Source organism: Mesorhizobium sp. M00.F.Ca.ET.216.01.1.1, from assembly GCF_004010325.2.
GTDB lineage: Bacteria > Pseudomonadota > Alphaproteobacteria > Rhizobiales > Rhizobiaceae > Mesorhizobium.
On the sequence record NZ_SADR02000420.1, the window covers coordinates 1 to 310 of the forward strand.

The 310-nt window shown below is 67.7% G+C and carries 1 pseudogene; it reads left to right on the forward strand.

The features are described from left to right. A pseudogene (locus EN859_RS36755) lies at window positions 1-202 on the forward strand (beta-ketoacyl synthase N-terminal-like domain-containing protein); the annotation flags it as partial. Window positions 203-310: the final 108 nt, after the last annotated feature.

A 310-nucleotide genomic window follows, 5' to 3' on the forward strand; every position in this document is an offset into this window, starting at 1 on the left:
GCTGCTGCTCGCCCGGCTGCCGCAGGAGATTCCGGGTTCCACCGTCAACCGCCTGTGCGGTTCCGGCATGGATGCAATCACCATCGCCGCCCGCGCCATCAAGGCGGACGAAGCCGAGTTGATGGTCGCCGGCGGAGTCGAATCGATGACCCGCGCACCCTTCGTCATGCCGAAAGCCGACGCGATGCGCACCAGGAGCGCCGCGGTTGGACTTGTCATGCCGCGCTCGATCGCGCTCAGCATCGCCTTGGAAACAGCCGACCGCTCGGCCAGCTCCGCCAGCGACCATCCCCGCAAGTCCCGTTCGGAG